Source organism: Salinarimonas ramus (assembly GCF_014645695.1).
Classification (GTDB): Bacteria; Pseudomonadota; Alphaproteobacteria; order Rhizobiales; family Beijerinckiaceae; genus Salinarimonas; species Salinarimonas ramus.
Genome location: NZ_BMMF01000016.1, coordinates 99,227 through 125,043, shown reverse-complemented (window position 1 = coordinate 125,043; position 25,817 = coordinate 99,227). Strand labels below are relative to the sequence as shown.

Below are 25,817 nucleotides of genomic sequence, written 5' to 3'. Positions count from 1 at the left end.
GTCGTCCCGGTCGACGACGTCGAGGCGCCGTGTCAGCACCGCGTTGCTCTCCGTGCGGATTTCGCGCGCCAAAGCCTCGAGCCGGTCGGTGCGACGCGCCCCCAGAACGAGCTTCGCGCCGGCCGCGGCGAGCTCGCGGGCGATGCCGGCCCCGATGCCGCTCGATGCGCCCGTAATGAGGATCACCTTGTCCAATGTCATCTCCTGTGGCTGGCCGCGTCATCGCGGTTGCTCAGGAGATAGACCGGCCCCATTGTAGCCGATAGCCGCTCATTCATTCACACGGTGGGAAGTGGTTCTAACCAATGCAGCTCGATTTCAACGCCCTCGCCGTATTCGCCCTCGTTGCAGAGGAACGGAATTTCCGCGCCGCGGCCGACCGGCTCGGCGTGACGCGCTCTGCCGTCAGCCAGACGATACGGCGGCTCGAAGAGACGCTGGGCGCCGCGCTGGTGAGACGAACCACGCGCAGCGTGAGCCTCACCGAGGCGGGCGAAAGCCTGTACGCGCAGGTCGCGCCGGCCATTGCCGAGATGCGGGCGGCGACCGAGACGGCGGCGAGTCTCGGCGGGGCCCCGCGCGGACGATTGCGGCTGGCGGTCGCGTCGATCGCCGAGCGCTTTCTGGCGGGACCGCTCCTGGCGAGCTTCGCAGAGGCCTACCCGGGGGTGGAGCTCGACGTCACCGTGACCGACGAGGAGTTCGACATCGTCGTCGAGGGCTACGACGCGGGCGTCCGGCTCGGCGAGGTCATCGAGCAGGACATGATCGCGGTGCCCGCCGGCGGAGACGAGCGTCAGCTCGCCGTGTGCTCCCCTGCCTACCGGGACCGCTTCGGCGTGCCGTCTCATCCGCGGGATCTCGCCGAGCACCGCTGCATCGGCTGGAGGTCTGCGCCCAAGGCCGCGCCTTACCAATGGGAGTTCGAAGAAGACGGCAAAGAGTTCAGCGTGACTGTCGACCCGGAGATCACCACGAACGACATGGCGCTGATGATCAAGCTCGCCGTCGCGGGAGCCGGCATCACCTTCGGAATGGAGGAAAGCTTTCGTGGACCGATCGATCGGGGCGAACTGGTCCCTCTCCTCGAGGAATTCTGCCCGTACTTCACCGGCTTCAATCTCTACTATCCGAACCGCCGCAACGTCGCGCCTAAACTGCGCGCATTGATCGACCATCTGCGAGCCTTCGGCGTGCAGCGTCAGACGCTCGCCACCCGGCGCCGATGACGCCCATCGACACGCCACCACATCGTCCTCAGCCTCCGATTTCGGCTGCGAACGCGCCCGGCGACAGGCCTTCGTGACGGACGAAGGCCGTTCCGAAGGCGCTGGCGGAGCCGTAGCCGACACGGCGTGCGATCTCCGCATTGCTCAGCCGACCCTCTCGCAGGAGAGTCTTGGCGACGGCCATCCGCCAGTGCGCCACGTATTCTTTCGGTGCGCAGCCGATTTCCGTTCGGAACTTCTCGAAGAAGCTGGAGCGGGACATGCCGGCGTCCTTCGCCAGCACGGCGATGGAGACCTCGCCGCCCGTCTGCCCATGGATGCGCCCGAGAGCCGCGGCCAGCCGCGGATCGGACAGCCCGCGCAACAATCCCGGCGGCATGTCCACGGCGGGCCCCGACCGGAGCGCCTCGACGAGCAGCACGTCCAAGAGACGCTGGAGGATCAGGTCCCGCCCCGGCCGCTCGGCACACGTCTCCTCGTGGATGACGGGCACGAGCGCCGTCAGGCGGTCGTTGCCGGAGACGTGGATCACGTCGGGCAGCAGCGACACGAGCAGGCCCTTCGCGGGCGTTTCGAAGCGGCAGTGCCCGACGAGCGCGCGCATCTGCACGGGCGCATCCGCCGGGCCGAGGCGAACCCGGCCCGGACCGATCTCGAGCGGCCGGCTCGGCGCATTCGGTCCCGGCGGCGCCTCGCCCGTCATGCCGAAGCCCTGCAGATCGGGGATCAGGATGAAGTCCCCGGCCCGAAGAGTGATCGGCTCCCGGCCGGTCGGGGTGAGGCGGGCGCTCCCCTCGACGATCGCGCAGTAGAAGGGGCTCGCCATTTCGCGGCGCTCGACCTTCCACCGCCCACCGGCCTCGACCAGCTTGGCGAGGGAGAGCACCGGCTGGAGCAAGCCGACCACCGCGGCCAGCGGATCTTCATGAGGAGCACGCATCGGTTCGGACGATCGATGAATCAACATGGACTTTCTTCGATAGTTTGATCGGCACGCGGCGTCTATCTCTCCCTCACCACAGCGAAGGAGAACCACGAATGCCCCGCATCCTCGTCACCGGCGCCTCCTCGGGTTTCGGCCGCGCCGTCGCCGCCTTCTTCCTCGATCGCGACTGGGAGGTGATCGCAACGATGCGCACGCCCTCGGGCGACGGCCTGCCGGTCTCGGACAGGCTGCGCCTCCTGTCCCTCGACGTGACCGATGGAAACAGCATCGCCGCCGCCGTCGCCGCGGCGGGACCGCTCGACGCGCTCGTGAACAATGCCGGCGTCGGCATGCTGAACGTGCTCGAAGGCGCAGAGATCAACCGCGCCCGCGAACTCTTCGAGACCAACGTGCTCGGGACCATGGCCGTCACCCGCGCCGTGATGCCCGCCATGCGCGCCCGTCGCAGCGGCGTGATCGTCAACATCAGCTCCAGCGTGACGCTGCGTCCGCTTCCCGCGCTGTCGATCTACAGCGCGAGCAAGGCCGCGGTGGGCGCCTTCACCGAGAGTTTCGCGCTGGAGGCCGCGGAGTTCGGTGTGCGTGCGCGGCTCGTCCTGCCCGGCAGCGCGCCCGAAACGTCGTTCGGACGCAATGCCGTGGCGCGAATGGGCATGGACGTCCCCGAGGCTTACGGCCCCTTCGTCCAGGCCGTTTTTCGGAGCCTCCAGTCGCCCGGCGAGAAGACGCAGGCGCTCGATGTCGCGCAGGCTGTTTGGCGCGCCGTCACGGACCCCGCGGCGCCGATGAAGCTGCCCGCCGGCGCGGATGCGCGAGCATGGTTCCGAGAAGCGGGCCTCGACACCGCCTGACCAGTCGCGCGCGGCCGTCCCGCCGCGCTCGTTCCCACCGATCGAGGACCACAGATGAACCGATTGATCACCCGCTCCCGCGCCCTTCCGACGCCGGAGCCCGCCGCGACCGTGGCCTACACGCCGATCCGCCTGGAGATGCCCGGCCGTCCGCCGCTCGAGCTGCGCCTGACCACGCCGGCCAGCGGAGAGGCACTGCCGATCGTCGTGTTTTCGCACGGCTACGGTCCGTCGAACTCTATCCCCTCGAAAGACGGATACGCCCCGCTCGCCCAGTTCTGGGCCGAGCGAGGCATCGCCGTCATCCAGCCGACGCACGCCAGCTCACGCGTCGGCGGCCTCGACCCCCAACTGCCGGGAGGCCCCTTCTTCTGGCGCGAGCGCGTGGCCGAGATGCGCGCCGTTCTGGATGGGCTGGACGAGATCGAGCGACAGGCCGCCGCTGTCGCAGGACGCCTCGACCACGACCGGATCGCGGTCGCCGGACATTCCTTCGGCGGCCATACCTGCAGCCTGTTGCTCGGCGGGCTCCTGCAGGGGGAGAGCTTCGCCAATCCGCGCATCCGTGCCGGCGTCCTCATGGCGACGCCGGGGCGCGGCGGGGCCGATCTGACGCCCGAGCACGCCGCGCGCTTTCCCTTCTTCGACGTCGATTTCAGCGGCATCGAAGTGCCGATGCTCGTGGTCTGCGGAGCGGAGGACGACCCGCATTTCACGCCGCGGGGCCCCGAATGGCATGCCGACGCCTTCCACGACGCGCCGGGGGGCGATGCCCTGCTCACGATCAACGGCGTGGGGCATTCCCTCGGCGGAATTCCCGGGCTCGACGCACGGGAGACCGAGGTCGAGGATCCCGAGGCGCTCGAAGCGACCCGGCGTCTCACGCTGGCTTGGCTGAGGAGCCGTTTGGCCGTCGACGAGGACGCTTGGACACGGAGCCGTGCCACCCTGGTCGGAAGTGCATCCTCCCTCGCAGAGATCACCGGGCGATGATCGGCGCAGGGGACGGCGAGTGGCCGACCGCTAGACGACGGGCAGCTCGGCTCGGATGTGATCGCCCAACGCCTTCGCCGCCGCGGAGGCCTGCGCACCCGCATCGGCGAGGACGATGCCGAAGTCGGGGAGCGGCGGCAGGTCCTGCGTGACGATCGCCAAATCGTTCGGAACCGCCGCGCGCGTCGTCACCGAGATCGCGTGACCCGAGCGCGCGATCGCGAGGAGGCCGGCGAGGCTGTCGCTGGCGTAGGCGAGACGGAAGCGGCGCCCCGCGGACCGCATCGCGTCGGTCGCCGCGCGGTGATCGAGCGTGGTGCGTCCCGAGAGCGCCAGAGGCAACACGTCGTGCCGGAGGATGTCGGGCCTCGGCCGGTTCGCGACCCAGACGAAGCGATCGGTCCGAAGCAGCGCGTCCTCGTCGAGGTTGGGCGTCGAAATCAGCGCCATGTCCAGCCGGCGCCGGTGCAGATGTTTCCGCAGCTCGACCGTCGGCGCGCAGATCATGTGCAGCTCGACGCTCGGATACCTGGTGAGAAAGCCCTGGAGGAGGTGCGGTACGAAGGCGATGGAGAATTCCTCCGGGCAGCCGAAGCTCACCGATCCTCTCAAGCCGGTTCCCGCCAGGTCGGACAGCGCCTCGTCGTGCCGGCCGAGGAGAGCCTCCGCGTGCACGAGCAGCCGCTCGCCCACGACCGTGAGGCGCACTCCCGATCCGGTCCGATGCAGCAGCGGCTCGCCGATCGTCTCCTCGAGGCGACGCATCTGCATGCTGACCGCCGACTGCGTTCGGCCGATCTGCATCGACGCGATGCTGATCGAGCCCGAGCGGGCGACGATCGCGAAGCTGCGGAGAAGCTGGAGGTCCAACACGGTCATCGGTCCCGCTGATATCGCATGTCAGATATATCAATTCGCCAATCGGAGGCAATCGTGCCCATCATCGCGGCCGAACGAGGCGGAGTGGATCATGTCGCTGAATGCAGACCCGAAGTTCTGGGAAGACGCCCGCAAGCATCTGACCCGCTACGGCCCGAGCTTCGAGCAGGTGATCATCGAACGCGGGCAAGGCAGCTTCGTCTACGACGCCGACGGGACGCGCATTCTGGACTTCACCTCCGGCCAGATGAGCGCGGTGCTGGGCCATGGGCATCCGGACATCGTCGCGACCGTCCGGGAGCAGATGGGGCGTGTGGCGCATCTGTTCAGCGGGATGCTGAGCCGCCCGGTCGTGTCCCTTGCCGCCAGGCTCGCCGCGCTCGCGCCGGGTCTCGACCGCGTCCAGTTGCTGACGACCGGCGCGGAAGCCAACGAAGCGGCGCTGCGCCTCGCGAAGCTCGTCACGGGCAAGTTCGAGGTCGTCGCCTTCGCCCAGAGCTGGCACGGCATGACCGGCGCCGCCGCCTCGGCGACGTACAGCGCCGGCCGCAAGGGCTACGGACCCTCCGCCGCCGGGTCGTTCGCGATTCCGGCGCCCAACAGCCACCGTCCGCGCTTCACCTGTGCCGACGGGACGCTCGATTGGCAGGGCGAACTCGACGACGCCTTCGCGCTCGTCGACCAGCAGTCGACCGGAAACCTCGCCGCCTTCATCGCGGAGCCGATCCTGTCGAGCGGCGGCGTTCTGGAGCTCCCGAACGGCTACCTCGCCGCACTGAAGAAGAAGTGCGAGGAACGGGGAATGATGCTGATCCTCGACGAGGCGCAGACCGGCGTCGGCCGCACCGGCACGATGTTCGCCTACCAGCGGGACGGCGTCACGCCCGATATCCTCACCCTGTCCAAGACGCTGGGCGCCGGTCTGCCGCTCGCTACCGTCATGACCACGACGGCGATCGAGCAGCAGGCCTACGACAGGGGATATCTGTTCTACACGACGCACGCCTCCGATCCGCTTCCGGCCGCCGTCGGCCTCACGGTCCTCGACGTCGTCGAGCGCGACGGTCTGGTCGAGAAGGCGCGGACCCGGGGCGCTCTCCTGGAGGAGGGCCTTCGCGCTCTGCAGCAGCGGTACGACTGCATCGGCGACGTCCGTGGACGAGGCCTGCTTCTCGGGCTCGAGATCGTCGTGGACCGGCGCCTGAAGACACCGGGCTACGAGATCGGCGCGCGCATCATGGACGAAGCCATGTCGCGCGGGATGAGCATGAACATCGTCAAGCTGCCGGGCATGGGCGGCGTTTTCCGCATCGCACCGCCGCTCACGGTGTCCGAAGACGAGATCGCACTCGGTCTCGACATCCTGGCGGCGTCGATCGAGGCGTCCATGTCGCGCCGGTCGCGGTAGCCGTCGCCGGGTCGCCATACCGGCGCCACACGAAGGCACGACCGGGCGGGGCCCGAGCCCGCTTCTAGGTTCGCGGACACGGGCTCCATGTCTGCGCAATCTTCGCCGGCGATGTGGGCGCCGGCGACCGTCCGCAGCTCGAAAGCCGGCCGGCGTCCGGAAAGCGAAACCCAAGTCAGGTGAAAGCAATGCTCCATCTTCGAGAAGCCCGGCTGCCCAAAGCGCCCATCGGCCTTCTGCTCGCGACTTTGTCGTGCATCGCCGTCGCGGGATGCGTATCCGACCGCTCCTCCCTCGAGAACGCGTACAGAGCGAACCTCGCGAGCGAGACGGCACTGAATGCACAGATCATCTCCGATCGCGCTCGCGCGCAACGCTGCGAACGCGATCCGACCCGCCGGGAGTGCGGTCCTCGGTAATGCCGCCGGGCGGGAGGCGAAGCCTTCCGCAGGGCTTCCCGAGCCTGCGAGATCCGCTCCGGCGCTGCCGGCGCCGGTCCGCAGGCGTCGGGGTGGAGAGGCGGCACTTTCGATACGGTCAGGCGGGAGCGCTCCAGCCCGATCGCGAAAGGGTCGTGCCGATGCGACGAAACAGCGAAGCCGCGCCGTGAGAATCATCCTGATCGAAGACGAGCTTCGGCTCGCGGAATCTATCCGCAAGGTCCTCGAGCGAGAGCGCTTCGTCGTCGATCACGTCGACTGCCTGGCGACCGCGCGGGAAGCCGGCCTGATCGGCAAGTTCGATCTCGTCCTGCTCGACCGCACGCTTCCGGACGGGGAAGGCCTCTCGATGATCCCGGTCTTCCGCAAGACCAATCCGGGCATACACATCATCGTCCTCAGCGCACGAGGCGACGTCGCGGACCGTATCGACGGTCTCGACGAGGGGGCGGACGACTATCTGATCAAGCCGTTCTCGCTCGACGAGCTGCTGGCGCGCATCCGGGCCGTCAAGCGGCGCCCCGCCGAGATGGCGGGCGAGGAGATCAGGGCGGGATCGCTCGTTTTCGATCTCATGAACGAGGAGGTCGAGATCCGGGGGAAGCGCATCGATCTCCCGCGCCGCGAGCTGCGCGTCCTGGCGGCGCTGCTTGAGCGCCGTGGCCGGACGGTGCTGCGGGAGTCGCTGGAGCAGGCGGTGTTCGGGTTCGACGACATCGTCCAGTCGAATACGCTCGACTCCCACATTTCACGTCTGCGGCGGAGGCTCAACGAAAGGCGTGCCGGGATCGAGATCCACGCGATCAGGGGCGTTGGCTATCTTCTGCGCGAGGCGTCGTGACAAAGCAGCCTTCCCTCGAGCGCCCGCTCGTCATCTATCCGCTGGTCGTCCACTTCGTCACGCTGCTCGCGGCTTTCGTCATCTTGATATCGATCGCGATTCGCATCGACAGCGGCGGCCCGTTCGCGGATGAACAGATCATCCCGGTCATCGCACGCGCCATCGATCGCGACGCGTCGGGGCAGCTGGCGGTCGTGATGACGCCCGAACTGCTCGACGCGCAGGCAGCGGCGCCCGATCTCTGGTTCGTCGCAGAGGACGACACCGGCGACAGCGTGACGTTCGGGACGGTACCCCGGCACTACGATTCCCTCCGCGGTCGGTTGAGCGATCTCTCGTTCGGCCAATTTCGGGCCCGCTCGGCGCCCTACGAGCTGGCTGCGGTCATCAGGAGGAAGACGACCGAGATCGGTACCCTGACCATCATGGGCCACGGCGAGCTCGCCGAGCTGAGCCTCATCGTCGTGCTGGCGTCGAACATCATGATCTTGCCGATCTTCCTCCTGCTCTTGCTCACCTCGATCGTCGTCACGCCGTGGACCGTCCGGCGATCGCTCTTCGGCGTCTCGCGCATCGCCCGGGAAGCGGAGGAAATCGATACGGACACCCGCGGTCGCCATTTGAGCGAGAGCCAAGTGCCCCGCGAGATCGCACCCTTGGTCAAAGCGTTCAACGACGCTTTGCGGCGTCTCGACGAGGGATACGAACGTCAACGTCGGTTCGTCGCCTCCGCATCGCACGAGCTGCGTACTCCCGTCGCGATCCTGCGCAGCAAGGTGGAGTCGTCCGAGAGCGACGTCATCCGTGCGCTCGCCCCGGACGTGCAGCGGCTCGCGATCCTGACCGAGCAATTGCTGGATCTCGAACGCATGGAGAGGAACGGTCACGATGACAGGATCGATCTCGCCACCTTCGTTCGGCAGCTCGTCGGAGACATGGCGCCGCTCGTCATCGCCGGCGGACGAGCCATCGAGTTTCAGGTCTCCGGCAGTGAGACGATCGTCGGCGACGCCGGAGCCTTGGAGCGGGTGCTCATGAATCTGGTCCAGAATGCACTCGATCACGGCGGACGGCACGTCGTCGTCCGGGTCTGCGGCGCCGTCGTCGAGGTCGAGGATGACGGTCCCGGCATTCCGGAGGAGGAGCGCGAGCGCGTGTTCGAGCCCTTCGCCCGATTGCGGCCGCGGCGGACGGGTAGCGGGCTCGGCCTCCACCTCGTCCGAGAGGTCGTCGCTCGCCACCGCGGGCATTTGGAAATCCGAGACGCCCCCGGTGGCGGCACGATCATCCGGGTCGTGCTCGGCGCCACGTGAGCATTCGGCGTTCGCACTCCCGAAATTCGCGCCGAAGGGACACGGCGCGTTCGCCGACGAATTCGTGGGCGCATTCCCACTGCATGTCTCACAATCAAAAACTCGAAGGGATCCTCTCGATGCGAACGACCTGTAAAGTGACACTCGCGGCCATGCTTTGCGCGACGTCTGCTACAGCGGAGCCGCTTACATCTGCCGAATTCCGGCAGCTGAGCGAAGCGACATTCGCCCCTGTCGTCGCGACGTACGACATTCCCGGCTTGGCCGTCGGCGTTACCTACCAGGGTAACAGCTACATCTACACGACCGGCCTCGCGGTACGGGCGCCCGAGCAGCCGGTGACGGAGGACACGCTCTTCGAGCTCGGCTCCGTCAGCAAGCTGTTCACGGTCGCCCTGGCGGGCCTAGCCGAGGAGCGCGGCCTGCTCTCCCTCGACATGCCCGTGTCGAACGTCATGCCCATGGTTGAGGGGAGCGCGTTCGATACGATCACGCTCTACGACCTCGCCGCCCATGCGACCGGCGGGCTGCCCTTGCAGGTGCCCGAGGAGATCACGGACGACCCGTCGCTGACGACATGGCTGGCGGCCTGGAGCCCGGAGGTCGATCCGCAGCGCGTTAGATCCTATTCCAACCTCGGCATCGGCCTTCTGGGGCGGATTTCGGCGAATGCCTTCGGCAGCGACTATGAGACTGCCTTGACGACCGAGCTGCTGCCCGCGCTCGGTCTCGAGGATACCCACGTGACGGTGCCGCAGGCGGCGATGTCGCGCTACGCCTTCGGCTACAGCCGCTCCGACGATCGCGCGGTTCGGGTCAACCCCGGCATGCTGGACGCCGAGGCCTACGGCGTGAAGTCCTCGATCTCGGACATGATCCTGTTCCTGCAAGCACATCTCGGCGATGTCGACACGACGCCCGAGATCGCCGCCGCGCTCGCGCAGACGCGGACGGCCCGCTACGACACGGCGCATTACGCGCAGGCGATGATCTGGGAAGAATATTCCTGGCCCGTCACGGCCGAGCGGCTCGCCGCCGGCAACAGCAGCGACATGGCGCTGGAGCCTCAGCCGCTGACCGCGCGCTCCGAACCTCTCGACGGCCCGACGTTCCTCAACAAGACGGGGTCGACGAACGGCTTCGGCGCCTATGTGGCCATGATCCCGCAGGAGGAGATCGGCGTGGTCGTCCTCGCCAACCGCAATTATCCGAACGCCGTGCGGGCGGAGGCGGCGCTCGCGTTGATCCGAGCGGTGCTCGATTCGAATTGACGCATCGCGACACATCCTCGTGGTCGTGCCACAAGCATCGGGCGGCCAATCCAACATATTTGGTTCGCAGGCCGTGATGAAGCGATCAACGGAACTCATGATAACGCTGCTTCTGGCAATCATCTGCTGGCAGATGTTCTGTATCGCCTTCGACGTACGGGAGCCTTGGGATGCGCCGGCATTCTGGAGCGTCGCCTATCCCGCTTCGATCGCGATGTCGGCTGTGGCCGGCTACCTGGCGCGCTCGGGCTGGATCGTCGGCCTCGTCGTCACCTTCGCGCAGCTGCCGATTATCGTCGTCAGCAACGGCCTGGACGCGACAAACCTCTTTGCGGTCGCGATCCTGGCAGCGCTGTCTCTCCCGCCGGCTGTCGCAGCCGCGAGTGCGGCGCGCCTTGCCGAGAACAAGAGATGACCTTGAAGACATCCGTTCTCTTCTCCGAGGAACCACCGCCGGCGCCGTCCACTTCCTAGCGATCACCAGAGGGTATCGGGCCCATGAATCTCCGCGGTGTCGATCTGAACCTCTTGGTGATCCTGGATGCGCTGCTCGAGGAGGCGCACGTGAGCCGCGCGGCACATCGGCTGAACCTGTCTCAGCCGGCCGTGTCGAGCGCGCTCCAGAGATGCCGCGCGCTCTTCAACGACCCCTTGCTGGAGCGCGACGGAAGCGGAATGCGCCGGACGGCCCGCGCGGAGGCTCTGCGCGGACCGCTACGGCACGTTCTCGGCGACGTGGGAGGTCTGATCGATCCACCCGAAATCCCGTTGAAGGAGATCGTGCGGACGATCCACATCGTGTCGGCGGACGATCCGATGCTCATAATCGCCCCCCACTTGGTCGCGAGGCTGGGGCGCACGGCGCCGGGCGTCTCGCTCGTGATCCAGCCGTGGCGCGGAGCTGCGGCGGCGTTGCAGTCTCTCGCGACCGGCCATGCGGATCTGGCGATCTCGGTCTTTCCCCCAGACGAGGGTCTGAACGTGGTGACGCTCTTCGAAGAGACGTATGTGGTCGCCATGCGATCCGACCACCCCGCGGCGATCGCCTTCGATCTGGACGCATGGCTCGCTTGGCCTCACGTGATCGTCTCCGGACGAGGCGAAGGACACACGCCGATCGACGACGCGCTCCATCGGATGGGCCGAGCACGCCGGATCGGGGCCGTCGTGCCGTCCTTCCAGCTCGTGCCGCCGATACTCGCGACGAGCGACTGCATCGCCCTGTTGCCACGACACGCGTTCAAGGGTGCCCACGAAGCGTCTTTGACCCATCGTTCGCCGCCGTTCGAAGTCCCCGGATTCAGCCTGGAGCTCGCGTGGCACACCCGCCGGGCGACGGATCGAATCGTGCGGCATGTCGCGGACGAGATACGGAATATCGCATTCGAAGAGACGAACGCTCACGCCGCATCCGGCTGACTGGCGGGCCCTCCTCCAATCGCATCGATTTTCTACTCTTGAGCGGTGGGCCTGACCACGATGCTGCCGATGTCGACATCCGCAGGCTGTTCGAGCGCGTAGAGGACTGCCCCCGCGATCGCCTCCGGTGCGATCGCGACATCGCCCAGCTGACCGGCCATCGTCTCTCTGAGGTCACGTCCTTGGACGTGACCCTGCCTCCCCGGTCCCGGCGGCGACTCTCGTCTCCGATGACGAAAGGAAGAAGACCATGAAATCCGTCACATTCAGCAACCGTGCGATCGATGTCGCGGGACACCTGCATGTTCCTCAGGACTTTGACGAAACCCGCGAATATGCCGCCATCGTCATCTCAACGCCCGGCAGCAGCGTGAAGGAGCAGATCGGGGGCATCTATGCTTCGAAGCTCGCGGACGCGGGGTTCGTCGCGCTGACCTTTGATCCTTCCTATCAGGGCGAGAGCGGGGGCGAACCGCGGGACCTGGAGGACCCGGCGGTCCGGGTCGAGGACATCAAGTGTGCCGTCGATTTCCTAACGACCCAGCCATTCATCGACGCTCAGCGCATCGGCCTTCTCGGCATTTGCGCCGGCGGCGGCTACGCGATCAACGCCGCCCTGACCGAGCGCCGCTTCAAGGCCGTCGGCACCGTGGTGGCGAACGACATGGGCAGTTTCTTCCGCAAGGTCCAGCCCCGGGAGGCCATGCTGGAGATGCTGGACGAGATCGGCCGCCAGCGGACGCGCGCCGCAAGGGGCGAAGGCGCGCGCCGCGATCCCTGGATCCCCGATAGCCTGGAGGAGGCGAAGGAGGCGGGCGTCACCGACCCCGAGGTGCTGGAGGCCGTGCAGTTCTACCGCGAGTCCGAGTACCGGCATCCGCGCTCCACCAACCGGCTCCTCTACTCCAGCTACGGCCACATCCTCGCCTTCGACGGCTTCGGCCTTGTCCCCGAGCTGCTGACCCAGCCCTTGCAGGTGATCGTCGGCGGCAAGCGCGGCAATACCGGGCAGTACGAGTCCGGCCACCGCCTGTTCGAGATGTCGCCAGCCGAGGAGAAGGACATTTTCATCGTCGAGGGGGCGGGGCATTACGACATGTATTACAAGCCCGGGCCCGTAACCCGCGCCGTGGACAAGCTGGTGCCGTTCTACAACCGGATGGTGAAAGCCTGACAGGAATTTTCCCGATGCTGGACGCCCGCCATGTCCATCGCCCGTCCGGATGCAGTCTTCTGGCGGCGAATGGGCGCTACCCTCATAGTGAAGCGCTCGGAAAGCAAAAAAAGAGGCTCGCGAACGGCAGCGTTGTCCGCCGTGACCGCCAGATCACGAGCTCGGCCGAGGAACGGCGCTCATACACCACGTCCATGGACGTGAGCCGAGCGAGCCCGTGAGAAACGCTCCAGACATTCATTGAATGGATATTCCAACATACCGATCATCGATTGGATCGACTTCGCCGGCCGACTTAAGTCGATCTTGGGCCGACGACGCGAAGCAGTCCTCCTGCAGGATCTCTTCCAAATCGTCAGACGCCGCCATCTGTCGGCCGCGCTTCTCGTCGAGCAGCGTGATCCATTTTGCCGAAATCACAGGAAGGAAAAACCAGATGAATACGAAGCCTTCTTTCACGATCGTTGCTGCTGTCTTCGCGATCCTGTCGCTCGGGTATGCGACCTCCGCATCCGCGGACGAAAGTTGGATCGATCGGCAGACATTCTACTCGATCGTTCACTCGTCGCCCGCGGTGGCGGCCTCCTTCAGCGGGACGCCTGCCACGACGGGGCAGATCGGCCGCTCCGGCGCCGGAGCACACGCAGTCGACGGTCGTGCGGCGCGGGGGTCCGAGGCATGGTGGCTTCATCGTGAAGCCGTGCGCGAGAGCAGCTCCCGGTAATGACCCCTCGGCTGGTGTGAACAGCCCCGAGCCGTTTCGACTGCCGCACCACGGCATGGTGCGGCAGTCGACGCATTTCGTTCACGCCGGCATTCGCGTTTCAACGCGTACGCTCCGGGCGGAGCGCACCGAACGCCGCGTCCAGGGTCGTTCCGAGGGACGCGTCACCGCCGGGGTCGAAGTGGGCCAGCGCGACATCGAGGCAGGCGAACGATGCGTGGACCAACGCGTCCGCCTCCAGGCGCCGGCCGTCGGCATCGCCGAGGCGGCGCGCGATTTCGGGAGCGAGACCGACCGCCCAAGCACTGTGCTTCTCCAGAGTGTGGGCGCGCAGGCTCGCCGTGCCGTTGATCACCCGCATGGTCCGAGCCGCGCCTTCGGGGTTGCGATCGACGTTCTCGACGAGGACATCGTAGCCGCGCCGCAGCGAGACCCAGACATCTTCGTCCGCCGGCCGGGCCTTCACCCTTTCGATGATTTTCTCCCCGAAGGCGGCGTGCCCCGAGACCACGACGTCCTCTTTCGTCGCGAAGTAGCGGAAGAAACTCCGCCGCGAGATGCCGGACGCAGACGCGATCTCGTCGACCGTCACACGATCGAACCCTTTCTCTTCAAACAGGACGAGCGCGGTCGCGGCAATCGATGCCGCGACCGCGTCCGTCTTGATCTCCCGGAGTGAACGGCCGGAACCAGCGGACGGCGATTGCATTGACGCTCCATGCCGAATATGGCACTGAGTGCCATTCGTGTTTTTCGATGCTAGTTTAGGCACACCCCTCCGAGGAGACAATCGTGATCGATCAACGTCGAGAGAGCATTCTGCCTCGCCGCAAGCTCGGCCGGCACGGCCCGGAAGTATCGGCCATCGGCTACGGAGCCATGGGCATCACCGAGCATTACGGGCCGGACAGCACGAACGACGCCGTCAGGACGATCAGGCGCGCCCACGAGATCGGCGTGACGTTCTTCGATACCGCCGAGATGTATGGCTGGGGTCACAACGAACGCGTCGTCGGAACGGCGCTGGCGCCGGTGCGAGACGACGTCGTGATCGCCACCAAGTTCGGCTGGACGCGCGACTATGGCTACGACAGTCGGCCGGACCATATCCGCGAGGTTCTCGACAACAGTCTGCGCTTCCTCGGCGTGGACCATGTCGACGTCCTCTACCAACACCGCGTCGATCCCGAGGTGCCGATCGAAGACGTCGCGGGAACGGTGAAGGACCTGATCGCGGCGGGCAAGGTGCGCCATTTCGGGCTCAGCGAGGCGGGGCCGGAGACCATCCGCCGCGCCCATGCCGTTCAGTCGGTGGCGATGCTCCAAACCGAGTACTCGCTGTTCGAGCGCGATGTGGAGCGGCTGTTTCCCCTGCTGAGAGAACTCGGCATCGGCTTCGTGCCCTACGCGCCGCTCGGCCGCGGCTTCCTGACCGGAACGGCGAAGCCCGCCGACCAGTACGACGCGAGCGACATGCGCAGCTTCGATCCGCGTTGGCAGCCCGGTGCGTTCGAAAGGAACGTAGAAGCGGTGCGCCGCCTCAAGACCTTCGCCCATGAGCGCGGCGCGAAGGTCTCGCAATTGGCCTTGGCCTGGCTGCTGGCGCAGGGCGACGACATCGTTCCCATTCCCGGCACGCGCAACATCGAGCGGCTCGAGGAGAATGTCGGCGCCGTTCACCTCGAGCTCTCGGACGAGGACCTCAGACGGATCGCCGAGATCCTTCCGACCGGCGGCTTCGGTGCGCGGTACCCCGATGCGGTCATGCCGGAGTGGACGTGATCGGCGAGGCCCGGAGATGCGCTCTCGCGCCCCGGTAGGCCGAGGGCCGCGGAGCGCGTTCTGGGGGCGTCGGCTCCGAATGTTCAGTCCCGGCAGTTCACGAGGCGGATCGTGGCAGTCACTGGACGAGGCTGCGCCGCTCAGCCCCCCGCTCGGCCATCGAGGATGGCCTTGATCCGGTCGGCGGATTCCGGCGTCGCGGGATTGTAGACGAGCATCCCCAGATCCGGCCGCCCGTCGACCGCGAACACCGAAAATTCCAGCTCGACCGACCCGTGTTCGGGATGGCGCAGATGCTTGCGGCCATCGGCGTGGCCGACGATGTCGTTCTCCCGCCACAGCGCCGCGAATTCGGGGCTGAGCGCGGACAATTCCTCGACCAGCCTAGTGACTTCCGCGCCGGCCCCGGCGCGCACCACATCGGCGCGGAACGCCCCTACGACGTACCGGGCCACCGTCATCCAGTCTTCCTGGGCGTGGCGCGCCTGCGGGCTGGTGAAAATCAGGCGCAGCACGTTGCGCTGTTCGCGCGGCAGTGTCGCATAATCGGTCAGCAGCACGGTCGCCGCTCGGTTCCAGGCCAGCACGTCCCAGGTCGCGGTCTTGATGATCGCGGGGCTGAACGGCAGCGCGTCCAGCACCCGTTGCAGCCGCGGGGTCACTTCGTCGGCCACCGCGTAACGCGATACGGGCGCGTGCCCCAGACCCAGGATGAACAGATGCTCGCGCTCCGGCTCCGTCAGCATCAGCCCCTTGGCCAGCCGATCCAGCACATCGGCGGAGGGCGCGCCGCCCCGGCCCTGTTCCAGCCAAGTATACCAAGTGGGCGAGATATTGGCCCGCTGCGCCACTTCTTCACGCCGCAGCCCCGGGGTCCGCCGCCGTCCGCCGCCGAAGCCGAACGCTGCGGGGTCCATCCTTGCGCGGCGGTCCCGCAGAAAATCGCCGAGCGGGTTGGGGGACACCGCCGCGCTGGTCATCCTGTCGATCCTTATACTACGATAACGTACCCACTTTAACAGGATGAGATATGGGACCAAACAGGTCGGGCCACAAGCATGGAGTGAGCGATATGCGTGTTTTCCTGACTGGCGCGACCGGCTTCGTCGGCTCGCGCATCCTGAGCGAGTTGCTGGCGGACGGGCATGAGGTGATCGGCCTGACCCGCTCCGAACGAGGCGCTCGGCAACTCGCCGAACTGGGGGCAGAGGCCCATTTGGGGACCATCGCGGATCTCGACCGTCTGCGTGCCGGCGCCAGCGGCGCCGATGCGGTGATCCACACTGCCTTCGACCATGATTTCAGCAAGTACGCCGCCAATTGTGAACAGGACGGCGCCGTCATCGCGGCGCTGGGGTCGGCACTGCGGGGATCGGATCGGCCGCTGATCCTCACCTCGATCACCGGCATCGGCGATGCGGGCGACGGCCATCCGGCGAGCGAAGCCGTCTTCAACGCCGATCTGCCGCACCCGCGCATCGCCAGCGAACGGGCAGGCAATGCCCTGCTGGATGCCGGGGTCGATGTCCGCGTGGTGCGCCTGCCCCAAGTGCATGACCCGGTGAAGCAGGGCCTGATCAGCCCTTACATCGATCATGCCCGCGACACCGGGATGGCGGCCACGGTCGGTGACGGCGGCAATCGCTGGTGCGCCGCTCATGTCGGCGATGTGGCGCGCCTCTACGCGCTCGCCCTGAGCCGGGGCGAGCGCGGCGCCCGATATCATGCGGTCGCGGAAGAAGGAGTCGCATTTCGCGATATCGCCCGAGCGGTCGGCGCTGGGCTGAACGTGCCGGTCCGGGCGCTGGAGCCCGAAGAGGCCGAGGCGCATTTCGGCTGGCTGTCGATGTTCGTATCGGCCGACATGGTTGCCTCCAGCATCTGGACCCGGATGCAGTTGCGCTGGACGCCCACGGGCCCGGGCCTGCTCGATGATCTGGCCGCTATGCCCACTGCCATGCCCACTGGAGTCGATTGAAGCTCGGGAAATCGCGGGTCGGGGCCGTGACTTAGCCCACGGTCTGCGAGGGTCTGACCGAGGGCGGCGTGCGGAGCTCCGCACGCAGCGGAGCGCGCCGCCCGAGGCCGTCACTATCGATCTTCGGGTAGATGTGATCGCCGGGCCCGAGTGCCGCTGTCCATTTTACCGAGCTGCCGACAGCGGCATGAACATATTCACACCTGCATGCACGATTTCGGCGCGACAACCTATACAAACATTAGATTTCAATCGGCAACCATCCGCAACATTGATTGCACGAATATTCTACTATACCAATCTAAAATTGGATAAACTGGAGCAAATCTCATACATCGGTGTCGACCGACAACAACACGACGGAGACCCCCGTGTCCGGCACTCTCGTTCTCGTCTTTCACCGCGATCTTTCAACCTCCAGAGCCAATGCCGCGTTCGCCGCGGCGGCGCGCAGCCTGCCCGATACCGACGTCGTCGACATGCAGGCTCGATATCCGGATGCGCGGATCGACATGTCCACCGATGCGGCCGATGACGCCGCGATGCTGCTGCAGGCCGATCGGATCGTGCTGCAGTTTCCGATCCAGTGGTATTCGGTTCCCGCGCTCCTGAAAGCTTGGCAAGATGCCGTCCTGACGCGCATGTATTACGTGGTCGCCGCATCCGAGGGAGATCGGCTCGTCGGCACGCCCGTCATGGTCATCGTGACGGCAGGCAACGTGGCTGCGGCCTACGAGCGGACCGGGCAGAACCACTACACGCTCGATGAGATCCTCACACCGCTGAAAGCCACCGCGCATCGGTGTGGCCTTCCTTGGTACGAGCCGCACGTCACCTTCGAGGCGGACCGACTTTCGCGCGATGCGTTGGCCGATGCCGCCATCGACTACCGCAACGCGCTCGCCGCATTCGCCGAAGCTACGCCCGTCGGAATGCGCAACGGAAAGGCGGCCTGAGCCATGACGAACGCGTCTCACGACACGCTTCGCGATCTCGATCGCGGCACGCCGGCGCTCGTCCTGTGGTCGGCCCGCGGCCTGCCCGTTCTCCTCGGCGCGCAGTTTCTCCTGGCCGGTCGGGCGCTCTTCGCCGGGACCTCCTGGGAACTGCACGGCGCCTTGGGTGGCTTCATCGCCGTGCCCGTATTCCTGCTCGCGGTGAGCAGTCTCGCCGTCGCGCGGCTCAGGGGCTTCGCCTGGTGGGCCTTGTCGACCGCTGTTCTCTACCTTACCCAGGTGACCCTCGCGCTCGGCGGACCCGGGCTGTTGGCTTTCCATCCCGTGAACGCGGCGCTGCTGCTGACCTCCGCGCTCGTTCTCGCCGCCAAGTTCGAGCGCCGCCGGGGATTCCACCGCCGATAGCCGAAGGCGGGTCCGGCAAAGCCAGCCCGCCTTTGCAAGACGTATCGCGCACTACAGGAACGCCGCCGTGACGATCTCGAATGATGACGATCTGAAGCGATTGACGGAGATCGGGCGTATCGTCGCCGAGACGCTCCGAGCCATGGGAAACGCGCTCGAGCCCGGCATGACGACGGCCGAACTCGACCTCATCGGCCGCAACCTCCTGGACCGTGCCGGAGCCCGTTCGGCGCCCGAGACCACCTACGGCTTTCCCGGCGCAACCTGCATCAGCGTCAACGAGGAGATCGCCCACGGCGTACCGGGTTCACGGCGTATCGAGCGCGGCGATCTCGTCAACATCGACGTGTCGGCCGAGAAGAACGGCTTCTTCGCGGACACGGGGGCTTCCTTCGCGGTGCCGCCCGTCACGCCCGCGGTCGAGCGGCTTTGCCGCGACGGTCGGCGCGCGATGTGGACCGGGTTGCGACAGGTGGGCGCCGGGAAGCCGATCGCCGGCATCGGCCGAGCGATCGGCGCATTCGCGCGAAAGAACGGCTACAGCCTCGTCGAGAACCTCGCGAGCCACGGCGTCGGCCTGTCCCTCCACGAGGAGCCGACCGAGATCGCGACATGGCCGAACCCGTCCGAGCGCCGCATCATGAATGACGGTCTGGTCTTCACCGTCGAACCCTTCTTGTCCCTTGGGGCGGAATGGGCCGAGAGCGGCGACGACGAATGGACGCTCTTCGCCGAGCCGAGAGCGTTGACGGTGCAGTACGAACACACCGTCGTCGCGACCCGCAACGGCCCGCTCATAGTCACACTGCCGAGTGCTTGATCACTGCTGGAAAGCGGCTCGAATGCACGGCTTCATGCTCGTGCCGGGTTTCCTCAGCGATAGTCGGCTTGTTGTGGAGATTCGATATGAACCAAGCTTCTTCGAAGAGATCGCCGCTCGTGAGCTTCGATATCGAAGCTCCGGGCCCGATGGGCCCTCTTCGGGGGACGATGATCCTTCCCGCCGCGGATGCGCCGATCATTCTGATGATCCCCGGATCCGGTCCGACCGACCGGGACGGCAACAGCCCGTTGGGCGTTCACGCCGCGCCGTACCGGCTGCTGGCCGAAGGGTTGGCCGAGCAAGGAATCGGCAGCGTGCGCATCGACAAGCGTGGTCTCTTCGGCAGCCGGGATGCGGTAACGGACGCCAACGCGGTGACGATCGACGACTACGTTCGCGACGTCGACGTCTGGGTCGAGGCGATCCGTGCACGCACTGGAGCGGACTGCATATGGCTGCTGGGTCACAGCGAAGGCGGCCTAGTGGCGCTCGCGTCCGCCGCAAAGGTCGGCCGCCTGTGCGGCCTGATCCTCGTCGCGACGGCGGGACGCCCCCTCGGCGCTGTGCTGAAAGAACAATTGCACGCCAATCCCGACAACGCGCCGCTGTGGGCCGCGGCCGACCACGCGATCGACGAGCTCTCCGCCGGACGGCGCGTCGACGCGTCGAGCCTGCCGCCGGCGCTCGCGCCGCTCTTCGCCCCAGCGCTGCAGGACTATCTCGTCAGCGCCTTCGCTCTCGACTCGGCGCGTCTCGCGGCCGACATCACGGAGCCTGTCCTGATCGTGCAGGGCGAGCGCGACCTCCAGGTGTCGACGGTCGACGCCGAACGTCTGAAGCGGGCCGCACCGCTCGCCACGCTCGTGACGCTGCCGAACACGAACCATGTGCTGAAGTCGGTCGGATCCGATGAGCGAAGTGAAAACCTCGCCACCTACGCCGCTCCGGATCTGCCGTTGGCGCCGGGAGTGGCGGCGTGCATCGCCGACTTCGTGAGGTCGAACTGAAGCACTGCTGATTCTCGGTAAGCGGTCGCTTTCTCGTGCAGCGAACCGGAGGCCGATACGCCAAGACCGAGCGGCCAACGATCAGGGTCGCGTCAGCCTTGCAGCTGGCGCTTGAAGAAGTAGTGCAACACGAAATGTCCGGGCGAGACCACCGCGACGAGTTCCCACCCATCGCCGCCATACGCGTCGAGCTGATCGGCATCCAGCGTTTCGGTCACGAGCTTGTATTCCCATCGCATGACGTCTCCTCCGACCGCTACGAGACTGTTCTGCGGAGTGTCGACGGCGATCACCGTCGCCAACCTGTCCGCAGCGCACCGACGCCGACGTCCGCGAAGCTTCTTCCTTGGGAAAGCGAGAACCGGCACGGTAACGGGAAACTTTAACGTAGAGAGCTCCCCTCCGTTCCGACGATCGCACCTGGATAAGTCGCCTCGAGCCGGTCCGCTGCGCCGCGATCATCGAAGTCGACCATCGGCGGACTTCTGTCGATCTAGCTCGCGAACCTCTCGCGCAATGCAGACAGCAGATGGGCGGCTCCCCGCCCGAGCACCCGGTCGCGCAGGTGAGCGGCGAAGATCGTCAAGCCGTCGGGCGGCGCCGTGTCGTCCTTGATCGCCAAAGCGACCAGACGCCCGTCCGCCAGCGCATCCAGGACCGAATGCTCCGGCATCCGGCACCAGCCGAACCCGGCCAACAGGAAATCGTAGCGCCGGTTCAGATCCGCAAATCGCCATAGCCGCGCGCTCGCCAAGCCGAAGTTCTGTCCACCGGGGTCGACGGGATCGGACAGCACGAGCTGGACATGCGGTTCGAGTTCGTGACTTGAGATCGGTTGCCGGACCGAGGCCAGCGGATGCCCCGCGCCGACGACGGGTCGCATCACGGTCCGCGCGAGGGGATAGGCGATCAGGTCGTCGGGAACGATCGGCAGCAACGTGCATATCCCGAGCGATGCGGAGCCGTCACGAAGTCGGCGCAAAGACCCGCCGAGCCCTTCGGTCGCGAAGGAGATGGGTAGATCGGGATGGGTCCGGTTCAAGTCGCGCAGGGCGTCGATGAACGGCTCGCTGGGCACCAGCGGATCGATGGCGAGCGCCAGTTCAGGCTCCAAGCCGTTGCGGGTGCTTGCGGCGACCATCTCGAAATAGGTGGCGCCGCGAAGCACAATCCGGGCCTGTTCCACCAGAACGCGCCCCGTCTCCGTCAGCACGGGACGATATCCGGACCTGTCGAAGATCGCCACGCCCTGGGCCGCTTCGAGCGATGCGATCGACTGGCTCATCGCCGACTGGACCCGACCGAGACGTCGTCCAGCGGCGGAGAAACTTCCCGTGTCGGCGATGGCCACCAGAACCCGCAATTGGTCGAGCGTCAGCGACCCGATCATTATCATCTCCATTTTTGATGGAGAGGATCACAATTCGATCGCTTCCGTAAGGGGGTAAATTGAACCACCTTGGGCCCGGCTCGGCATTCGGGCCGTCCACACCCGATCGATGGATACCACCATGCCCAAATTGCTCGTCATCGAATCCAGCCCCCGCGGCAATGCGTCGGTTTCACGCAATATGACCCGCCGTTTCGTCGCCGAATGGCTTGCGGCACATCCGGATGGCGATGTCGTCATGCGTGACCTGATGCAGACAGATCTCACCTTCGTCACCGCGCCTTGGTTGCAGGCGTATTTCACGCCGCCCGATCTGCGCACGACGCAAATGAAAGAGGCGCTGGCCTTGTCGGACGAACTGGTCGGAGAACTTCTCGACGCCGACGAGATCGTGATCGCAACGCCGGTCTACAACTATAATGTTCCTGCGGTGCTGAAAGCATGGATCGACCACGTGGTGCGCAAGGGGCTGACACTTGGTCACGACGGCAAGGGCCTCGTGACCGGAAAGTCGGCGACGGTTCTTCTGGCGTCGGGCGGAATCTACACCGAAGGCTCGCCCATCGCCGCGCGCGACATCGCAAGGCAATACCTGCGCCTGTTCCTGAACGTCATTGGGATCGACGACATCACGTTCGTCGCAGGCGGCGGCGCCAAGGTGGTCGATCTCGGCGAGTCGACGATGGACGCTTTCATCGGCAAACTCGTAGGCCCGATCAGGGCCGCAGCAGCATCACGCAGGACGGCTCAGGCTTGAATGCCGAACGCGACACCCTGGCAACCACGCCGGGATGATCCTCCATCGTCGCGAAGACGGCGGCCGGTAGCAGTCCGGCCGGCCCCCCGGCTACCGGCTCGATGAACCTTCGGAGGCCGGCGCTCCACCGCCGACCGCCGCGACCACGACCAGGCAGGCGCCGGGTCGAGAACGGCGCACGCGACCGCGCCGGCGCCTGCCCATGCCTCCGCTCGACCGCGCCTCGGCGCACCTCTGTTCAACTCTCGGCCGCACCAGGCCGATCCCGTGGAAAACCGTGGAGCAGCAATATGACCGGCGAACTCGGTCGACCCGCTTCCCTGTAGAAGACCTTCACATCTCCCACCTGACACGTTTCATATCGAACTGACATGCTACTTCTTTTGTCGGAACAGCAAGCTTTCCTTGGCCTGGTATGCGCTGGGTCACATGGCGGCGGACCCAGACCGCCCTCACCTCGCGCTCCGCGACCGCTTTCTTCGGCCGGAGTAGGAAGGCGAGGAGAACCCTCGCGAATGCGCGATCGAGATCGCACTCCTCAGCCGGTTCGATGCAGCCCACGACGACGCCGAACGCGTGCTGGTCGCCCGCCTCCGAGCAACCAGCATCGCCGATCTCGCCGCGGCCGGCACCGGGACCGGGATCGCGCCGACTGCTCGAAAGACGACTGCTTTCAGTCGGATACCTTCACCTCGAGCCCGGTCCAGCGGGCGGCGAAGGCCCACATGTCGGCGAATTCCTCGATGACCATATCGGTCGGCTTGCCGGCCCCGTGACCGGCGCGCGTTTCGACACGTAGGAGGCGCGGCCGATCTCCGACGTCCGCGGCCTGGAGCGCGGCCGCATATTTAAAGGAGTGGGCCGGCACGACCCTATTGTCCGTATCCGCCGTGGTGACGAGGATTGCCGGATAGCGGGCGCCCTCGCGGATCGTGTGCAAGGGCGAATAGGAGAGCAGGGTGTGGAACTCGTCCTCGACGGACGGGCTGCCGAACTCCTCCACCCAAGTGGCTCCGCTGGTGAAGCGGTCGAAACGAAGCATGTCGAGGACGCCGACTGCGGGTAGGGCTGCGGCGAAGAGATGCGGACGTTGGTTGACCACGGCGCCAATCAGCAGTCCGCCGTTGGATTCTCCGTGGATCGCCAAGCCGCCGGACGACGTGATGCCCCGGTCGATCAGGTACTCGCCGGCAGCAATGAAGTCGTCGAACACGTTCTGCTTGTCGGCACGCCGGCCGGCATGATGCCAAGCCTGACCGTATTCGCCACCGCCACGGATGTTCGCCAGCGCGTAGACGCCGCCCTGCTCGACCCAAGCCATCGCGGCGGGCGAGAAATGCGGGATCATGCTGATGCCGAAACCGCCATAGGCATGGAGCATCGTCGGCGCCGGTCCGTCGCCGTCCTTGCGCCGGACGATGAACAAGGGCACCCGCGTGCCGTCCTTCGAGCTATAGAAGTGCGGCTCGACGACGACCATATCGAGATTGATTGCGATCTCAGGCTCTGCCCAGACAGTTGTGCGGTTCGCGTCCACTTCGTGGCGCAGAACGGTCAGCGGCGCATCATAGCTGCTGAACGCGAAGAACGCCTCGTTATTACCGGGACGCCCGCGGACGAGGCCGGTGCTGCCCGGACCCGGTAGCGCGACCGTGCCGTCGAACGTGCCGTCCAGCCGATAGCGCTCGACCTGCGACTGAACATCAATCGTGTAGGACAGGAGGAGCCTGTCGCCCAGGACCGCAGATCCCCCTTCGCGCAGAACGGCATCGGGCCGCTCCGGGATCAGCTCGGAGATCTCGGGCAGCTCCTTTGAGAGGTCGATCGTCACGATCCGCCCTCGAGGAGCATCCTTCTGCGTCGCGAAGTAGAGTTTCGCGCCGATGTTGCCCAACAGCGTCCAACGGTCCTCGTAGCTCTCCACGAGCCGTTTCGGCGCTGCGTCGGCGGACGACAGGTCCGTCACCGTCACCGCAACACCTCCGGTCAGCGCCGACGTGTAGACGATCAGATAACGGCCGTCCGGCGTGACATCGGCCGTATGCAGCAGCGCACGCCCCGGCGTCGGCGCCTGAACTAGCCGGTCTTCCGTTTGGCTCGACCCAATCCGATGAAAGTAGACGGCGTGGCCTTCGATGCCCGCGCTGAAGGCTGCACCCGCTTCGGCTTCGGGATAGCGGGAATAGTAGAACCCCGATCCGTCCGGGTGCCACGCAATACTGGTGAACCGCGCCCACTCGACTTCATCGTTTAGTATCGTGCCGGTCGATGTGTTCATCACCCGGATGGTGCGCCAGTCCGATCCGCCGTCCTGCACGGCGAAGGCCACGAACGCGCCGTCGGCGGAGGCCGCCCATTCCGCCAGCGCCACGGTGCCGTCGTCAGACCACGTGTTCGGGTCGATCAGGATACGGTCCGCGCCGTCGAGGCCGCTTCGCATCACCAGCTGCTGCTGGTTGTCGAGGCCGCCTTTGCGTGTAAAGAAGTACCGACCGTTGCGCTCGACCGGCGGGGTCGCCGTTTCGTGGTCGAAAATGGCCCTCAGCCGGCGCTCAAGTACGTCCCGAGCGGGGAGGCTCTGCAGATATGGCGCGGAAAGCGCGTTCTGCGCGTCGATCCACCGCGCGACCTCGGCATCCTGACGTGGGTCGTTCTCGAGCCAACGAAACGGGTCTCGAACCGTGACGCCGAAATGCACCTCGGACGTGTCCGTCTGACGTGTTTCAGTGTAGGACATCGGCGCATTCTCCTCTGCGACGACCGAGACGACGGAGATGAGCAGCGCAACTGCGGCGCATTTGAAGAGCCGCATCGTCATCGTGGGCCTACCTGATCGTTCGGGCATCCCTCGACGGAACATGCGCGTGGACGTGATGGCTGTTGGAGCATGGTTGTCGTCTCCGTGCTGTTTCGCTTTCTCGACGCCGAGCTGCTTTCGGGCGAGGACGGCCGGCAGCACCCCTTGGCTCTTGAACGTTGCACAGACATGGAGCGTCGCTCGCAGGGCGGATGCATCGAATTGCGGCTGCTCAATCAGGTCCGATCGGACGGCCGGGGATTGCGAGCTGACGAGCTTCCGGCAAAGTCGATGGCAGGCTCGGCGCAGCCGCGGCGGGGCGTGTCGTTACCAGCGCTGTCTGCTGAGCCTCCGAGGAGGTGCCGGCGATGTCGGCGACGCGGATCGCCAGACGTCATCGACGGGCTGCGTCACTCATCGGGTCGGAGACAGTG

At 66.3% G+C, this 25,817-nt stretch carries 26 protein-coding genes and 1 pseudogene; 17 read left to right on the top strand and 10 right to left on the bottom strand.

The window, feature by feature from the left end; genetic code table 11:
- A partial coding sequence (locus tag IEX89_RS22370) for an SDR family NAD(P)-dependent oxidoreductase (protein ID WP_188915493.1) occupies window positions 1-201 on the bottom strand: 201 nt, incomplete at its 3' end.
- Between the two features lie 104 nt (window positions 202-305).
- Here IEX89_RS22370 and IEX89_RS22365 point away from each other — a divergent pair.
- Window positions 306-1,229: a LysR family transcriptional regulator gene (locus IEX89_RS22365; protein ID WP_188915492.1), complete on the top strand. Its 924-nt coding sequence runs from the start codon at window positions 306-308 to the stop codon at window positions 1,227-1,229.
- A 28-nt stretch (window positions 1,230-1,257) separates the two neighbouring features.
- On the opposite strand, the gene IEX89_RS22360 is transcribed toward IEX89_RS22365, so the two are convergent.
- The gene (locus tag IEX89_RS22360; protein WP_308423852.1) at window positions 1,258-2,265 is read right to left on the bottom strand and encodes an AraC family transcriptional regulator; all 1,008 of its coding nucleotides are present in this window, start codon (window positions 2,263-2,265) and stop codon (window positions 1,258-1,260) included.
- A gap of 2 nt (window positions 2,266-2,267) precedes the next feature.
- Here IEX89_RS22360 and IEX89_RS22355 point away from each other — a divergent pair, with 2 nt between their 5' ends.
- Both IEX89_RS22355 and IEX89_RS22350 read left to right on the top strand, forming a co-directional pair.
- Entirely contained in the window at window positions 2,268-3,026 is a 759-nt protein-coding gene (locus IEX89_RS22355; protein WP_188915491.1) for an SDR family NAD(P)-dependent oxidoreductase, read from the top strand.
- 54 nt (window positions 3,027-3,080) lie between these two features.
- Window positions 3,081-4,019 (top strand): alpha/beta hydrolase family protein, encoded by a 939-nt coding sequence (locus IEX89_RS22350; protein WP_188915490.1) that lies wholly within the window; start codon window positions 3,081-3,083, stop codon window positions 4,017-4,019.
- Window positions 4,020-4,049: 30 nt separating this feature from the next.
- Here IEX89_RS22350 and IEX89_RS22345 read toward each other — a convergent pair whose 3' ends face one another.
- Window positions 4,050-4,898: a LysR family transcriptional regulator gene (locus IEX89_RS22345; protein WP_188915489.1), complete on the bottom strand. Its 849-nt coding sequence runs from the start codon at window positions 4,896-4,898 to the stop codon at window positions 4,050-4,052.
- A gap of 91 nt (window positions 4,899-4,989) precedes the next feature.
- Here IEX89_RS22345 and IEX89_RS22340 point away from each other — a divergent pair, with 91 nt between their 5' ends.
- From IEX89_RS22340 to IEX89_RS22315, 6 genes are all read left to right on the top strand, one after another.
- On the top strand, window positions 4,990-6,306 hold the full coding sequence (locus IEX89_RS22340) for an aspartate aminotransferase family protein (RefSeq protein WP_188915488.1): 1,317 nt from the start codon (window positions 4,990-4,992) through the stop codon (window positions 6,304-6,306).
- Between the two features lie 339 nt (window positions 6,307-6,645).
- A complete protein-coding gene (locus IEX89_RS22335; RefSeq protein ID WP_308423851.1) occupies window positions 6,646-7,587 on the top strand; it encodes a response regulator transcription factor in 942 nt (313 codons plus the stop codon).
- On the top strand, window positions 7,584-8,900 hold the full coding sequence (locus IEX89_RS22330; RefSeq protein WP_188915487.1) for a sensor histidine kinase: 1,317 nt from the start codon (window positions 7,584-7,586) through the stop codon (window positions 8,898-8,900). Before IEX89_RS22335 ends, IEX89_RS22330 begins: the two co-directional genes overlap by 4 nt.
- Before the next feature lie 83 nt (window positions 8,901-8,983).
- The gene (gene ampC, locus IEX89_RS22325; RefSeq protein ID WP_210317694.1) at window positions 8,984-10,171 is read left to right on the top strand and encodes a class C beta-lactamase; all 1,188 of its coding nucleotides are present in this window, start codon (window positions 8,984-8,986) and stop codon (window positions 10,169-10,171) included.
- Window positions 10,172-10,268: 97 nt separating this feature from the next.
- Window positions 10,269-10,586 (top strand): hypothetical protein, encoded by a 318-nt coding sequence (locus IEX89_RS22320; protein ID WP_188915486.1) that lies wholly within the window; start codon window positions 10,269-10,271, stop codon window positions 10,584-10,586.
- Window positions 10,587-10,669: 83 nt separating this feature from the next.
- Window positions 10,670-11,590, top strand: coding sequence for a LysR family transcriptional regulator (locus tag IEX89_RS22315; RefSeq protein WP_188915485.1), 921 nt, complete (start codon window positions 10,670-10,672; stop codon window positions 11,588-11,590).
- 32 nt (window positions 11,591-11,622) lie between these two features.
- On the opposite strand, the pseudogene IEX89_RS24670 reads toward IEX89_RS22315, so the two are convergent.
- Window positions 11,623-11,727: pseudogene (locus IEX89_RS24670) on the bottom strand (oxidoreductase); the annotation flags it as partial.
- Between the two features lie 113 nt (window positions 11,728-11,840).
- Here IEX89_RS24670 and IEX89_RS22310 point away from each other — a divergent pair.
- Window positions 11,841-12,764 carry an alpha/beta hydrolase gene (locus IEX89_RS22310; RefSeq protein WP_188915484.1) on the top strand — a complete coding sequence of 308 codons (924 nt, stop codon included), beginning with the start codon at window positions 11,841-11,843 and terminating at the stop codon, window positions 12,762-12,764.
- 237 nt (window positions 12,765-13,001) lie between these two features.
- Here the strand turns inward: IEX89_RS22310 and IEX89_RS22305 are convergent, their stop codons facing one another.
- A complete protein-coding gene (locus IEX89_RS22305; protein WP_188915483.1) occupies window positions 13,002-13,223 on the bottom strand; it encodes a hypothetical protein in 222 nt (73 codons plus the stop codon).
- 365 nt (window positions 13,224-13,588) lie between these two features.
- Window positions 13,589-14,197, bottom strand: a complete 609-nt coding sequence (locus tag IEX89_RS22300) for a TetR family transcriptional regulator (RefSeq protein ID WP_188915482.1) — start codon at window positions 14,195-14,197, stop codon at window positions 13,589-13,591.
- A 110-nt stretch (window positions 14,198-14,307) separates the two neighbouring features.
- On the opposite strand from IEX89_RS22300, the gene IEX89_RS22295 reads away from it, so the two are divergent.
- Window positions 14,308-15,270, top strand: a complete 963-nt coding sequence (locus IEX89_RS22295; RefSeq protein WP_188915504.1) for an aldo/keto reductase — start codon at window positions 14,308-14,310, stop codon at window positions 15,268-15,270.
- Window positions 15,271-15,410: 140 nt separating this feature from the next.
- Here IEX89_RS22295 and IEX89_RS22290 read toward each other — a convergent pair whose 3' ends face one another.
- Entirely contained in the window at window positions 15,411-16,250 is an 840-nt protein-coding gene (locus tag IEX89_RS22290; protein ID WP_188915481.1) for a helix-turn-helix transcriptional regulator, read from the bottom strand.
- A gap of 92 nt (window positions 16,251-16,342) precedes the next feature.
- Between IEX89_RS22290 and IEX89_RS22285 the strand changes: the two genes are divergently transcribed.
- The 5 genes from IEX89_RS22285 to IEX89_RS22265 all read left to right on the top strand — a co-directional run bounded on the left by IEX89_RS22285 (window position 16,343) and on the right by IEX89_RS22265 (window position 20,439).
- Window positions 16,343-17,248 carry an SDR family oxidoreductase gene (locus IEX89_RS22285; RefSeq protein WP_188915503.1) on the top strand — a complete coding sequence of 302 codons (906 nt, stop codon included), beginning with the start codon at window positions 16,343-16,345 and terminating at the stop codon, window positions 17,246-17,248.
- Between the two features lie 371 nt (window positions 17,249-17,619).
- On the top strand, window positions 17,620-18,204 hold the full coding sequence (locus IEX89_RS22280) for an NAD(P)H-dependent oxidoreductase (RefSeq protein ID WP_188915480.1): 585 nt from the start codon (window positions 17,620-17,622) through the stop codon (window positions 18,202-18,204).
- 3 nt (window positions 18,205-18,207) lie between these two features.
- Window positions 18,208-18,609 (top strand): DUF6220 domain-containing protein, encoded by a 402-nt coding sequence (locus IEX89_RS22275; protein WP_188915479.1) that lies wholly within the window; start codon window positions 18,208-18,210, stop codon window positions 18,607-18,609.
- A 67-nt stretch (window positions 18,610-18,676) separates the two neighbouring features.
- Window positions 18,677-19,429 (top strand): type I methionyl aminopeptidase, encoded by a 753-nt coding sequence (gene map, locus IEX89_RS22270; RefSeq protein ID WP_188915478.1) that lies wholly within the window; start codon window positions 18,677-18,679, stop codon window positions 19,427-19,429.
- 119 nt (window positions 19,430-19,548) lie between these two features.
- Window positions 19,549-20,439, top strand: a complete 891-nt coding sequence (locus tag IEX89_RS22265; protein WP_244645652.1) for an alpha/beta hydrolase — start codon at window positions 19,549-19,551, stop codon at window positions 20,437-20,439.
- A gap of 92 nt (window positions 20,440-20,531) precedes the next feature.
- Here IEX89_RS22265 and IEX89_RS22260 read toward each other — a convergent pair whose 3' ends face one another.
- Both IEX89_RS22260 and IEX89_RS22255 read right to left on the bottom strand, forming a co-directional pair.
- The gene (locus tag IEX89_RS22260; RefSeq protein ID WP_188915476.1) at window positions 20,532-20,678 is read right to left on the bottom strand and encodes a DUF4177 domain-containing protein; all 147 of its coding nucleotides are present in this window, start codon (window positions 20,676-20,678) and stop codon (window positions 20,532-20,534) included.
- Window positions 20,679-20,932: 254 nt separating this feature from the next.
- Window positions 20,933-21,829, bottom strand: a complete 897-nt coding sequence (locus IEX89_RS22255) for a LysR family transcriptional regulator (RefSeq protein ID WP_188915475.1) — start codon at window positions 21,827-21,829, stop codon at window positions 20,933-20,935.
- Between the two features lie 121 nt (window positions 21,830-21,950).
- Here IEX89_RS22255 and IEX89_RS22250 point away from each other — a divergent pair, with 121 nt between their 5' ends.
- The gene (locus tag IEX89_RS22250; RefSeq protein WP_188915474.1) at window positions 21,951-22,586 is read left to right on the top strand and encodes an FMN-dependent NADH-azoreductase; all 636 of its coding nucleotides are present in this window, start codon (window positions 21,951-21,953) and stop codon (window positions 22,584-22,586) included.
- Window positions 22,587-23,259: 673 nt separating this feature from the next.
- Here IEX89_RS22250 and IEX89_RS22245 read toward each other — a convergent pair.
- Entirely contained in the window at window positions 23,260-25,404 is a 2,145-nt protein-coding gene (locus IEX89_RS22245) for a prolyl oligopeptidase family serine peptidase (protein WP_244645651.1), read from the bottom strand.
- Window positions 25,405-25,817: the final 413 nt, after the last annotated feature.

Coding starts and splice junctions, on each gene's coding strand:
- IEX89_RS22365 (WP_188915492.1), top strand. CDS start 306: ATGCAGCTCGATTTCAACGCCCTCGCCGTATTCGCCCTCGTTGCAGAG.
- IEX89_RS22355 (WP_188915491.1), top strand. CDS start 2,268: ATGCCCCGCATCCTCGTCACCGGCGCCTCCTCGGGTTTCGGCCGCGCC.
- IEX89_RS22350 (WP_188915490.1), top strand. CDS start 3,081: ATGAACCGATTGATCACCCGCTCCCGCGCCCTTCCGACGCCGGAGCCC.
- IEX89_RS22345 (WP_188915489.1), bottom strand. CDS start 4,898: ATGACCGTGTTGGACCTCCAGCTTCTCCGCAGCTTCGCGATCGTCGCC.
- IEX89_RS22340 (WP_188915488.1), top strand. CDS start 4,990: ATGTCGCTGAATGCAGACCCGAAGTTCTGGGAAGACGCCCGCAAGCAT.
- IEX89_RS22335 (WP_308423851.1), top strand. CDS start 6,646: ATGCACAGATCATCTCCGATCGCGCTCGCGCGCAACGCTGCGAACGCG.
- ampC (WP_210317694.1), top strand. CDS start 8,984: ATGTCTCACAATCAAAAACTCGAAGGGATCCTCTCGATGCGAACGACC.
- IEX89_RS22320 (WP_188915486.1), top strand. CDS start 10,269: ATGATAACGCTGCTTCTGGCAATCATCTGCTGGCAGATGTTCTGTATC.
- IEX89_RS22315 (WP_188915485.1), top strand. CDS start 10,670: ATGAATCTCCGCGGTGTCGATCTGAACCTCTTGGTGATCCTGGATGCG.
- IEX89_RS22310 (WP_188915484.1), top strand. CDS start 11,841: ATGAAATCCGTCACATTCAGCAACCGTGCGATCGATGTCGCGGGACAC.
- IEX89_RS22300 (WP_188915482.1), bottom strand. CDS start 14,197: ATGCAATCGCCGTCCGCTGGTTCCGGCCGTTCACTCCGGGAGATCAAG.
- IEX89_RS22290 (WP_188915481.1), bottom strand. CDS start 16,250: ATGACCAGCGCGGCGGTGTCCCCCAACCCGCTCGGCGATTTTCTGCGG.
- IEX89_RS22285 (WP_188915503.1), top strand. CDS start 16,343: ATGCGTGTTTTCCTGACTGGCGCGACCGGCTTCGTCGGCTCGCGCATC.
- IEX89_RS22275 (WP_188915479.1), top strand. CDS start 18,208: ATGACGAACGCGTCTCACGACACGCTTCGCGATCTCGATCGCGGCACG.
- IEX89_RS22260 (WP_188915476.1), bottom strand. CDS start 20,678: ATGCGATGGGAATACAAGCTCGTGACCGAAACGCTGGATGCCGATCAG.
- IEX89_RS22255 (WP_188915475.1), bottom strand. CDS start 21,829: ATGATCGGGTCGCTGACGCTCGACCAATTGCGGGTTCTGGTGGCCATC.
- IEX89_RS22250 (WP_188915474.1), top strand. CDS start 21,951: ATGCCCAAATTGCTCGTCATCGAATCCAGCCCCCGCGGCAATGCGTCG.
- IEX89_RS22245 (WP_244645651.1), bottom strand. CDS start 25,404: ATGACGATGCGGCTCTTCAAATGCGCCGCAGTTGCGCTGCTCATCTCC.